The following is a 10365-nucleotide window of genomic DNA, read 5'->3' on the forward strand; positions in this document are numbered from 1 at the left end:
TCTCGTTCAGAGCAAAACTCTCTGCACCAGCAACACGTTGTTTTTCCACAGAATCGGCTCGTCGCGGACATCGGTGCCGTTGCAGCATCTGTTCGAAACCAGCCCTCACCACTCGTCAAGGACGGCCCATAGCTGCCGTTGACCACATTGTCTGCATGCTGAGGTCGCAAGCTGCAATCCGGACATTCGCTGCGACCGCTCGGTTTCACCGGAGCTGGGCGTTCGGATCGCGGGAATAGCTAGCGTCGGAGTGCAGGGAATACCCTCTTTTCGGTTGGCGTACTTCCAGCCACCCGGAATTCATTCCGCCTGGATTTGGCACGAGTGGCCAAGAAATCCACGAATAGCCTGACCCTGGCTGTGTTCTTCAAATCGCGATGCAAAAGTAGCGAGATGCTTCTGTAGGGCATGGGTTTTGAAACGGGACTCTGATGAGCCCCCGGTGCAGGTCGCCCAGATTACCGGCCCAAAAGGCACACCCCCTTAGGAGACGACGGACAGGCGCGGTGCGCCTTTGCCGCGTTGTGCGCCATGTGTGCCGTCCAGCACCGCGCAAAGGTCAAGGCCCGTGCGCACCACCGCGGCTTCGATCCGGCCACCGGTCAGCGCGGCCAGCATGTCGCGCGCGGCCGGGGCCTCGTCATCGCGCATATGCGAAAGAAGTGCCAGCAACACACATTCATCATCGGTCAGAGACAGGCGTGCCTCGGGGCAGAATGGATCCGAATGGGACAAGGGCACGGGGCGGCTGTTCAAAAGCGCGGACAAGAACAACTGCGCGCGATGCGCAATGGCCAGACCGCGCGCCTCGCCCCAGATTTCCACCGCCGTCCCAAAGGCGGTTTGCCATCCCGCATGGCCAGTATCCTGCAACCCGAGCAAGAAGTACCGCAAGACCGGCAGGAGCGAACGGCTGACCGGGTCCAAGGCGTCGGGCGTGGGTTTTTTGCGGAGATGCGCCATCATGCGGACCTTTTTTGGCTGATTACGGCACGGTCGAACAACGCCACGTTGTCTGGCAGTTCGCCGGGCAAATTGTTGATGTCTTGGATTGGGCCCGCCTGTTTCGTGGGCCATCGGGCATCCGCCAACATCGCCTCTTTCAACTGCGGGTTAAGCTGGCACCCAACTTGGGACGGGAGCGCATCCATCGCCAGGAAATCTGCAAAGGTCTTGGACATAACTACACCCGAGTCTCATGCTTTGGATGGCTGTTTTCGGGCAACTCACCGTCAAGCGCACGCGCCAACGCGATGAGAGCGCTCAGGACAATTTCGACCCGGTTGCCTTCGCACAGCATCATGATTTCCAGGCGGGCATGGCCCATCTCGCCACGCCGAACATTCACCAGGGCACCCATCAGACGGCGCTCATGCTCAGTTGCGATCCCGGCGCAACCGGGACAGGTCGGACTGTTGAACATGAAGACGGATTTACGCGCCCGTCGAATGACCTGTAACGTCGCCAAAATGCGGGCGGCGATAATCGGCCCATCGCGATACCCAAACCGGGCCTCCGCCTCAGCCATCGCGGCCACCCAAGCGTTGCTGTTGGGCGACGCGAAGCTTTGGAAGAACAAGCGCGCAACAGTCAGGGCGAGTTCTGCTTCCAGCGTGAGGCCAAGCTCACTGACGTAACAATCCTTGGGATCAGGCGTCCGTCCGCAATGCACGGGGTTGAAGTCTTTCATGCGCACCTCAATCCCGCAAAGAGGTGCAAAAAGCGTGCCATCATCGGTTCGTCCCATTACTCGGTCCGCATCTTTGAATGCGAATGGCGATTGCGTTCCGAGCTGACCGGGGCACCGATGTAACTGGGTTGTTTCTTTTTCTGACTGTTTTTGTCGGATTTCACAAGTCCGTTGGCGCCCCTGCGTCGGCCCGCCACACCTGCGGTGCGCATTTTTGGCGCAGGTTTGCGATTTGCCTTGAATTACCCGAGTATTTTTGTCATCTTCTTGCGAGCACCCGAGCCGGCAGCTGAACCCTCCAATATCTACGACCGGAGCGTCTCAGATGCAGACTCGATCCGCCCTGGCTTTAGGCCTTGTTTTGACACTGGCCGTGCCAGCATTTGCTGACCAGATCAGCTTTACCGACCAATTTGGCCGCGACGTGACGCTTCCGGGCCCAAGCGAGCGCTTGGCGACGATCCCGATCCCCGCCGCGTCCATGGCCGTTGCGGTCAATGGCTCGCCAGAGCCGCTTGTTGGCATGCACCGCCTGTCCCAAACCGCAATCGTCGAGGGCATTTTGGGGGAGTTCTTCCCCGAAACCCGCGACATCCCGTCCGATATTGTTGGCGATGGGTTCATGCCGAATGTCGAGGCCATGCTGACATTGGACCCTGATTTGGTCCTGCAATGGGGCACGCGTGGCCCAGACATCGTACAACCGTTGGAGGCTGCGGGTCTAACCGTCGCCACGCTGCGCTATGGGCGCGAAGAAGATGCCGCCGAGTGGATCGGAATGATGGGCATGGTTTTGGGGCAGGAAGAGCGCTCAACCGCGATTCTTGATTGGCGCGCCGATGCGCTCGAGGCCATGCAGGCGCGCGCGGCTGGCATTGCCGACACCGACCGTCCGCGCACCCTTTACTTCTTGCGCTACCTGTCCAGCTACCGCGTCGCTGGCGAAGGTACCTATAATGATTTCTGGATGGAGCTTGGCGGCGGTGACAATGTCGCTCACGAAGAGTTTCAAGGGTTTAACGATGTGAATGCCGAGCAGGTCATCGCTTGGGACCCCGAAGTGATTTTTCTGAACGGGTTCGAGGAAGCGTTGAGCCCGGAGGATGTGTATTCCAACCCGCTCTTTGCCGATCTATCTGCGGTGCAAAACCGCCGGGTCTACAAGCTCCCAATCGGTGGCTACCGCTGGGATCCCCCCAACCAGGAAAGCCCTCTGACCTGGGCCTGGGTGGGCAGTTTGCTGCATCCTGACCTGCCGGTCGAAGGCCTGCGCGACCAAATCTCGGCCCGCTATGAAATGCTCTATGGTCAGACCCCCGATGCCGACGATATCGACGATATCCTCCGTGTCGGCATGAATGGGGACAGCGCCCACTACGCGCAATTCCTGCGATGAGCCTTACAGCATCGCACGAAATAGAGGTTCTGCGCCAGCCCCGGTCGGCGCGGGCGCTTTGGCTCCTTGCCGTTCTGGCCTTGCCGCTCTCAGCGCTGTTTGCGCTTGGGTTCGGGCGGTTCGAAATCGCGCCTTATGATGTGCTATCTATCTTGCTGGCCAATGTCCTTCCAATTGAACCGACTTGGCCCGGCACCGCCGAGCGCGTGGTCGAGCTGATCCGTATGCCACGGGTGCTATCGGCCATGATCGCCGGGGCCGCACTTGGGGTGACGGGCGCGGCGCTCCAGGGCATCTTTCGCAACCCGCTGGTCGGGCCGCAAATCATCGGCGTGACATCCGGTGCCGCATTTGGTGGGGCCCTTTCGATCTTCTTTTTTAGCAGCGCCCTGATCTTGATCGGCTCGGCTTTTGCCTTCGGTCTTTTGGCGGTCGCCATCGTTTACGCTTTGGCACGCGTCGAAGGGCAGGCCCCGGTTCTGACGCTTGTGCTTGCCGGTGTCGTGGTCTCGGCCGCGTTCTCTTCGTTGATCAGTCTGCTGACCTATTTGGCCGACCCTAACGACACGCTGGCCGCCATTGTTTACTGGCTCATGGGCTCTTTCGCGACGGCCAGTTATTCGAGCCTGTTGATCCTTGCCTCTGCGGCTGCAATCGGGGTGACAGTTCTGTGGCTGATGCGCTTTCGGATCAATGTCCTATCGCTTGGGGATGAAGAGGCGGCAGCCATGGGCATATCGGTTGAACGATCGCGTTGGTTGATCCTGGGCGCGGTCGCAATGGCGGTGTCTGGTATCGTGTCGGTGGCGGGTATCGTCGGTTGGGTCGGGCTGGTCGTGCCCCATATTGCGCGCATGATCGTTGGACCGGATCACCGGGTCTTATTGCCCGCCTCAGCGATCTTCGGGGCGATTTATTTGCTGATGATCGACACCGTGGCGCGCACGGCGACAGCGGCTGAGATTCCGCTCGGCATCCTCACCGCGCTCATAGGCGCGCCGGTCTTTGCGATTATGCTGCGTCGCCTGCATTTGAAAGGATGGGGCCGTGCCTAACGGGCATCTTTCCCTTTACGAAGCGATCATCGCACCGGGCGGAAGAGAGGTCGCGCGCGATGTCAATCTAGACCTCTATGCCGGGCAAATCCTCGCCATTCTGGGGCCCAATGGGCGCGGCAAGACCACGTTGATCAAAGCGATGGTCGGCGCGCTCGCGCTGAGCGCGGGCGAACGGATTGTAGACGGCGTAGTTGGCTACGTCCCCCAAGGGGCCGGGCTTGGCTTTGATTACAGGGTGCGCGAGGTGGTCGTGATGGGCCGCGCACGGCATCTTGGCCTATTTCAGAATCCGCGGGCCGTCGATTACGCGGCTGCCGAGGCGGCCTTGGACCGCGTGGGGATGGCGCATCTGCGCGATCGCACCGTCACAACCCTTTCGGGCGGTGAGCGACAGTTGATAATGGTCGCCCGCGCGCTGGCTGGGGAATGCGATCTTCTGATCCTGGATGAACCGGCTTCCGCGCTTGATTTGAAGAACCAGCGCAAGCTTTTCGAAATCTTGGCCACGCTGGCCCATGACGATGGGCTGGGTATTGCCTTTTCCACCCATGTTCCGGGCCATGCCTTTGAGGCGGCTGACCAAGCCCTGCTGCTGTATTCCGAAGGCCATCGGGTATTGGGGCCAGTTGCCGAGGTGCTAACCGAGCGCGCGCTCAGCACGCTCTACGACACCCCCGTCCGCGTCCTGCAACAAGCCGAAGCAGCGGGCACCATCCGCGCGGCGGTCGCTGTATCGGAGGCGGTATGAGCGGGCGGTTTCTATTCCTGAAAAATACGGTCGACACACCAGGCGCGATCGCCGAGCCGCCGAACGGGCATCAGATCACGATTTTGGATCAGTACAGTTTTGACCCGGCGGCGTTGCGCAACGTGGATGGGCTTTTGCTTGGCCAACATCTCGATGAGCGGCACCTGGGCGCATTTCGGATCAGTTTGGACGCGTTCCTCGACCAAGGCGGGCGCGTGGCCGTCATGGGCCCGATCGCATTGCCGTTCATGACCTGCCTTGTGCCGCACCGCCCGGAAGGCAACGGTCATCGGGAGGATTGGCTTCTGGAGGTGGCGAACGATCATCCAGTCAGCAAAGGCGTTTCCGCAGATGATCTGACATACCGTAAGGGCGTGGTCGGGTTCTGGGCGCGCGGGTGCATTGCACCGCCAACGGAGGCGGTCATCCTCACCCAGTTCCAAAAGACGGGGGCCCCCGTCGATTGGGTCTGGGACAGCGGGACGGGCGGCAAGCTGTTTGTGCACCCCGGAAACGATGTCTGGGGCTACGCAAAAGAACCAAATACATCCGCGCAGGTGTTCCCACAGCTTTTGGATTGGATGGCGGCATGACACTCGCAGCGATTGACAGCGGCATGTCTTATCACACGCGCACATTGCGCCAGGGGCCATATGAGTCGCTGTTTTCGCACCTGATCCCCCTGCCTGAGCTGGCCAACACCGATCTGTCGGCGTTCCCGACGTTGCTTGTGCCGTGCAGAACGAACGGAAATCGGCTGGCCGAACAGCGGGACGTCTTCAAACGGTATCTGGACCAAGGCGGCTTTCTAGTTGTGCTTGGCGAAACGCGGCCCGATTTGTTTCTGGACGGGGTCGACCTTCAAACAGTACCGACGAACTTCTGGTGGTGGCTCCAACCCGGGGCCGATTTGGGCGTGCGCTTGGCCGAGCCTGCGCATCCGCTGATGACCCGTCTTCGTCAAGCCGACCTGACGTGGCATATTCACGGCACGTTCCGAAAGCTCGATGGTGGCACAACATTGGCGGTTTGGGAGGATGACGAGAAAGGCGGGCCAATCCTTGTGGATGCACAACGCGGGAACGGACGCCTTTTGATCACCACGCTTGACCCGATCTATCACCATGGCTCTGGCTTTATGCCGACAACGACCCGCTTTCTGAATGTGTTTCTGCCTTGGCTGGCTGAGGAAACACGCCTGCGCAGGTTGGCCATGTCCGACGCATGAGGCGACTAGATAGAGTTTGGCGTTAGAAGACCCGTACCGGCTGTTGGTGGTGCGATGCAGCGGCCCAGACCGCGCGTATGCGGCTACCCGGAGATCACAACCGGTTCACCGGTGCTGACGTGATCCAAGCGCAATGGGGTCTCGTAAAGCTTGGTCAATGCGTCTGATGCCATCGTGTCTTGCCACGGCCCCGACGAAAAGATCGTGCCGTCTTTGATGGACACGCGCCAATCGGCATATTGTGCCGCCACAGACAGGTCATGCAACACAATCACAACGCTTCGGTCTTTGGTCGCGATCGTTTTCAGACGGTCCATGATATAGTGAACGTATTTTGGGTCGAGCGCTGCCAGCGGCTCGTCCAGCAACATCCAAGGCGTTTCCTGAGTATAAGCCATCGCAAGGAGCGCGCTGGCGCTGGCCGCCGGACCGCATCTCAACCTCACGGGCCGCAACCTCGGTCAAATCGAACCGCCTATCCTGGCCCAAAAGCCTGAAGAGAGCGAAAGACACGGCTTAGCCCATTGCCACGAGCGCCAGCCCTAGAGCCAAGGCGGCTTATGCCATCCTTCCTATTTGGCACCGGGCCGCCCGCCAGGATTGGGCTTGCTCGGCCGATTTGGATGCTTTGGCGACACGCAATCATCGTCTCGCGAAGCAGCGAAACAACGAGTGGTGTGTACTATCAAAGAAACTGAACCCGTAGGCATGGGAAACGTTACTCGTGCCGTAAACGTGTCAGCTGCCTGATCGGGTGCTCGTCACATCATGGCAAAATCCAAGCTGGTTCTCAAGGCCAGTTTGTGCTTCGAGTGTATCCGCAAACGGACAGTTGGACGATCCTCGAATTCAACGCTGATACGTGTTGCCGACGCCTCTGCCGCACGCGTTGTGATGGCTCAAAAACGTCGCATTCCGTTCTTCAAACCAACGGTCGGCGTCGGCCCCAAAGCCGACGACTGGTTGTGGAGCTAAACACTACAGGACCGCCGGCTAGGCCCGAACTTCCCCGGTTCCTGGTGATGTCCAAGAGCACTAGACACCGGAGCGAAGCATGCCAGAGGCATTTGGACCACGCGATGCCGGTCTGATAGCCTTTTGCTCAAAAGGCGCACGATTTGCTCTAATTTGTCGATGCGTGCGGCACGCACGAGGCTGAGGCAAGCGTCATAGTCAGGGCATCAGCAATGGATCCAGCCCTTCTTTTCCAATACGATCTCCTGAACTCCGTACCCACGAAACCGAACCGCTCATAAAAGCGTATGGCCTCGGTGTTATCGGCAGCCACGTTAAGCCAAACCGTGCGGGAAAGCCTTCGATCTCCGCATGCTCCAGTACGGCGGCAAAGAACCGCGACCCAACGCCGCGCCCAGGAAGGCTGACACCAAACTCTTCAATTTTTGTGTCTTCAGGTGATTTGTGAAGCCAACAGAAGCCACCAAATTTCGTGCCTTCTTGCCAAACGAGAAATGCAACACTCGGATCTGAAATTGCAGCGAGGACCAACTCATCTGAGTAGCCCTCGAGCTTTGCCAAATTGCCCGGAGCGTTCAATACGGCTTGGATTGATTTCAGGTCGTTTCGATCTGCACGTCGAAGCATATGCATGTTGGCCTAATACTGACGAAAAGGATGCGCTCGGAGGGCTTCATACCAGCTTTGGCTATGCTGATCGATGGATGAAGAGACCGGGATTCGCAATCTGGAACCGCCCCTGAGCTGCCGTTGACCACCTCGTTTGGATGATGCGGTCGCAGCCTACATTCCGGACATTCGCTGCGACCTCTCGATCTCGCAGGTTCTGGATGTCTGGATTGCGGAGATAGTGTTGAAAAAGTGTGTTGATTGGTCGGTCCAGCCCTGATTCACTCGGTTTTAGAGTGGAGGGTCAGGCGATGATGGGACCAAGGCAGGTGGCGCAAGGCGCGCTGTTTTACGAGTTTTCAATCGAGGAATTTGTGCCTGGCGATCATCCGTTGCGCGGCATTGATCGGTTCCTTGACCTTACGGAAGTACGTCCACTTTTGGCACCTTCGTATAGCTCGCATGGCCGTCCTTCGATTGACCCCGAGCTGATGATCCGGATGCTGTTGCTGGGGTACTGCCAAGGCATTCGATCCGAGCGCCGCCTCTGCGAGGAGGTGCATGTCAATCTTGCTTACAGATGGTTTTGCAGGCTCGACCTGACTGACCCTGTGCCTGACCATTCGACCTTTTCGAAGAACCGGCATGGGCGTTTCCGAGAGAGCGGTTTGTTCCGACATCTCTTCGAGACAGTTTTGCAGCGCTGCATCGATGAGGGCTTGGTTGGCGGCGAGAGCTTCGGCGTCGATGCCAGCTTGATCCCTGCCAATGCGAACCAAACGCGCGGCATTGACAGCAAAGAAGGTCTGCCACCGGAAATGGCCACCCGCGTGGTTGAAGAATACCTCGAAACACTGGATGACGCAGCGTTTGGTGCATCAACCAAGGTCGTCCCCAAATACATCTCGCCAGTCGACCCTGCGGCGCGCTGGACAGGGGCAGATGGCGGGGCAGCCTTCTTCGCCTATTCCACCAACTACATGGTGGATTTGGATAATGCGGTGATCGTTGACGTCGAGCCGTCGGTTCCGATCCGAACCGCTGAGGCGTTTGCAGCACGGCGCATGATCGACCGGATCACCGATCGCTTCGGCATGACGCCGGGCAAGCTGGTTGGCGACACAGGCTACGGATCGGCCGAGATGCTAGGCTGGTTGGTGGAAGAACGCAGCATCGCCCCGCATATCCCGGTCTGGGACAAATCCAAACGGACAGACGGCACGTTCTCGCGTGAAGACTTTGTCTACGACCCTACGACTGACAGCTATACATGCCCCGGCAACAAAGAGTTGCGAACATACCGCCGGAACTTCTCCAAGCCACGAAAGCCCAACGGCGGCAAAGACGGGTTCATCCGATACCGCGCCTCGAAGTGCTCTGAAACCCGATTTTCCCGCCGTTTGTAGTTAGAGTTTTTCGCTCGTATTTTCCTTTGGCTGGGGAGGAGCGAAGACGATGAAAGCATCCAAGTTCACGGACGCGCAAAAGGCGTTCATTGTAAAACAGGGCGAGGAAGGCACACCTGTTGCGGAGATATGCCGCAAGGCCGGGATCAGCCAAGCGACGTACTTCAACTGGAAGAAGAAGTACGCCGGTCTGATGCCATCCGAGATGAAGAAACTGCGCGCGCTGGAAGATGAGAACCGGCGTTTGAAGAAGATCGTCGCTGATCTGATGCTCGATAAAGAGATGCTGCAGGATGTCGTCAAACGAAAGCTCTAAGGTCGGATCGTAAGCGCGAGATCATCGACGGTGTTCGGGAAGATTGGCGCGTGTCTGCCAGGCGCGCGTGCAGAGTGCTGAAGTTCGACAGATCGACTTATCAGTACAAATCCCGGCGCCGCGATCCGGCCAGACTCAAAGCCCGCATAAAGGAAATTTGCGAGACGCGCGTTCGATATGGTTATCGACGCGTGCACTATGTGCTGCGCCGAGAAGGCTGGGAAGTGAACCCCAAGCGTGTCTACAGGATTTACAAGGAAATGGGCCTACAATTGCGGAACAAATCGCCGAAGAGGCGTGTCAAAGCCAAGCTGCGAGAAGACCGCGCAGATGCTGTTTGCTCGAACGATGTTTGGGCAATGGACTTCGTGCATGACCAGTTGGCCGCCGGCCGCAAACTTCGCATCCTGACAGTCGTCGACACCTTCTCGCGCTATTGTCCTGTGATCGATCCACGCTTCAGCTATCGAGGTGAGGATGTCGTCGCCACACTGGATCGCGTTTGCCGTGACATCGGATATCCCAAAACGATACGTGTGGATAATGGGAGCGAGTTCATCTCTCGCGACATGGATTTGTGGGCCTACCAGCGCGGGGTCACGCTGGACTTCTCACGTCCTGGCAAGCCAACCGACAACGCCTTCATCGAGTCATTCAACTCAAAACTCAGAGGGGAATGCCTGAACACGCACTGGTTCATGAGCCGCGAAGATGCTTGCGAAAAGATGGAGGCCTGGCGTAGATACTACAACGAAGAACGACCGCACAGCGCGATCGGGAATATGCCCCCGATAACACTGGCAAACTCAGACGGCGATACCAGCCCGCCGTACTGAGAAAAGACGAAAAACTCTTGCCCTCGGCGGCAGAAGGTTGGGTAGCGGAGCAAAACAGGAACGGATTCTACACCTGAGCGGCCCGGATCAGGGGGCTGGGTCA

12 protein-coding genes and 1 pseudogene are annotated in these 10365 nt (G+C 58.5%); 8 read left to right on the plus strand and 5 right to left on the minus strand.

Annotation, left to right across the window (positions count from 1 at the left end):
• Positions 1-483: 483 nt before the first annotated feature.
• Genes GTF44_RS21330 through GTF44_RS21340 form a run of 3 tightly spaced genes read right to left on the minus strand, consistent with a single transcriptional unit; the run spans position 484 to position 1747 of the window.
• Entirely contained in the window at positions 484-966 is a 483-nt protein-coding gene (locus GTF44_RS21330; RefSeq protein ID WP_171563351.1) for a hypothetical protein, read from the minus strand.
• Positions 963-1181 (minus strand): hypothetical protein, encoded by a 219-nt coding sequence (locus tag GTF44_RS21335; RefSeq protein WP_171563353.1) that lies wholly within the window; start codon positions 1179-1181, stop codon positions 963-965. The genes GTF44_RS21330 and GTF44_RS21335 overlap by 4 nt, the downstream gene beginning before the upstream one ends.
• A 2-nt stretch (positions 1182-1183) precedes the next feature.
• Entirely contained in the window at positions 1184-1747 is a 564-nt protein-coding gene (locus GTF44_RS21340) for a hypothetical protein (RefSeq protein ID WP_171563355.1), read from the minus strand.
• Positions 1748-2015: 268 nt separating this feature from the next.
• On the opposite strand from GTF44_RS21340, the gene GTF44_RS21345 reads away from it, so the two are divergent.
• The 5 genes from GTF44_RS21345 to GTF44_RS21365 are packed head-to-tail and all read left to right on the plus strand — an operon-like array spanning position 2016 to position 6120.
• Positions 2016-3086: an ABC transporter substrate-binding protein gene (locus GTF44_RS21345; protein WP_171563357.1), complete on the plus strand. Its 1071-nt coding sequence runs from the start codon at positions 2016-2018 to the stop codon at positions 3084-3086.
• Positions 3083-4141: an iron ABC transporter permease gene (locus tag GTF44_RS21350; RefSeq protein ID WP_171563359.1), complete on the plus strand. Its 1059-nt coding sequence runs from the start codon at positions 3083-3085 to the stop codon at positions 4139-4141. The genes GTF44_RS21345 and GTF44_RS21350 overlap by 4 nt, the downstream gene beginning before the upstream one ends.
• Positions 4134-4892 (plus strand): ABC transporter ATP-binding protein, encoded by a 759-nt coding sequence (locus GTF44_RS21355; RefSeq protein ID WP_171563361.1) that lies wholly within the window; start codon positions 4134-4136, stop codon positions 4890-4892. The genes GTF44_RS21350 and GTF44_RS21355 overlap by 8 nt, the downstream gene beginning before the upstream one ends.
• Positions 4889-5485, plus strand: a complete 597-nt coding sequence (locus GTF44_RS21360; protein ID WP_171563363.1) for a hypothetical protein — start codon at positions 4889-4891, stop codon at positions 5483-5485. Before GTF44_RS21355 ends, GTF44_RS21360 begins: the two co-directional genes overlap by 4 nt.
• The gene (locus GTF44_RS21365) at positions 5482-6120 is read left to right on the plus strand and encodes a hypothetical protein (RefSeq protein ID WP_171563365.1); all 639 of its coding nucleotides are present in this window, start codon (positions 5482-5484) and stop codon (positions 6118-6120) included. The genes GTF44_RS21360 and GTF44_RS21365 overlap by 4 nt, the downstream gene beginning before the upstream one ends.
• Before the next feature lie 83 nt (positions 6121-6203).
• Here GTF44_RS21365 and GTF44_RS21370 read toward each other — a convergent pair whose 3' ends face one another.
• Positions 6204-6491, minus strand: coding sequence for an ABC transporter ATP-binding protein (locus GTF44_RS21370; protein WP_171563367.1), 288 nt, complete (start codon positions 6489-6491; stop codon positions 6204-6206).
• Positions 6492-6888: 397 nt separating this feature from the next.
• On the opposite strand from GTF44_RS21370, the gene GTF44_RS21375 reads away from it, so the two are divergent.
• The gene (locus GTF44_RS21375) at positions 6889-7095 is read left to right on the plus strand and encodes a hypothetical protein (RefSeq protein WP_171563369.1); all 207 of its coding nucleotides are present in this window, start codon (positions 6889-6891) and stop codon (positions 7093-7095) included.
• Between the two features lie 148 nt (positions 7096-7243).
• Here GTF44_RS21375 and GTF44_RS22685 read toward each other — a convergent pair whose 3' ends face one another.
• Complete coding sequence (locus GTF44_RS22685; protein WP_367383441.1) at positions 7244-7408, minus strand: hypothetical protein; 165 nt, start codon at positions 7406-7408, stop codon at positions 7244-7246.
• 607 nt (positions 7409-8015) lie between these two features.
• On the opposite strand from GTF44_RS22685, the pseudogene GTF44_RS21385 reads away from it, so the two are divergent.
• A pseudogene (locus tag GTF44_RS21385) lies at positions 8016-9077 on the plus strand (transposase); the annotation flags it as partial.
• An 82-nt stretch (positions 9078-9159) separates the two neighbouring features.
• Positions 9160-10262 (plus strand): IS3 family transposase gene (locus GTF44_RS21390; protein ID WP_170746690.1). Its coding sequence is split into 2 segments (ribosomal slippage): positions 9160-9421 and positions 9421-10262, totalling 1104 coding nucleotides; the frame shifts between segments, so codons are not numbered across the junction.
• Positions 10263-10365: the final 103 nt, after the last annotated feature.

Origin of the sequence: Roseobacter sp. HKCCD6576-2, from assembly GCF_013179285.1 — a bacterium.
GTDB classification, from domain to species: Bacteria; Pseudomonadota; Alphaproteobacteria; order Rhodobacterales; family Rhodobacteraceae; genus Rhodophyticola; species Rhodophyticola oceani.

Bases quoted from the DNA above. Each gene is read 5' to 3' on its own strand.
- GTF44_RS21375 (WP_171563369.1), top strand. From the start codon at position 6,889: ATGGCAAAATCCAAGCTGGTTCTCAAGGCCAGTTTGTGCTTCGAGTGT.
- GTF44_RS21360 (WP_171563363.1), top strand. From the start codon at position 4,889: ATGAGCGGGCGGTTTCTATTCCTGAAAAATACGGTCGACACACCAGGC.
- GTF44_RS21365 (WP_171563365.1), top strand. From the start codon at position 5,482: ATGACACTCGCAGCGATTGACAGCGGCATGTCTTATCACACGCGCACA.
- GTF44_RS21340 (WP_171563355.1), bottom strand. From the start codon at position 1,747: ATGGGACGAACCGATGATGGCACGCTTTTTGCACCTCTTTGCGGGATT.
- GTF44_RS21345 (WP_171563357.1), top strand. From the start codon at position 2,016: ATGCAGACTCGATCCGCCCTGGCTTTAGGCCTTGTTTTGACACTGGCC.
- GTF44_RS21330 (WP_171563351.1), bottom strand. From the start codon at position 966: ATGATGGCGCATCTCCGCAAAAAACCCACGCCCGACGCCTTGGACCCG.
- GTF44_RS21350 (WP_171563359.1), top strand. From the start codon at position 3,083: ATGAGCCTTACAGCATCGCACGAAATAGAGGTTCTGCGCCAGCCCCGG.
- GTF44_RS21370 (WP_171563367.1), bottom strand. From the start codon at position 6,491: ATGTTGCTGGACGAGCCGCTGGCAGCGCTCGACCCAAAATACGTTCAC.
- GTF44_RS21335 (WP_171563353.1), bottom strand. From the start codon at position 1,181: ATGTCCAAGACCTTTGCAGATTTCCTGGCGATGGATGCGCTCCCGTCC.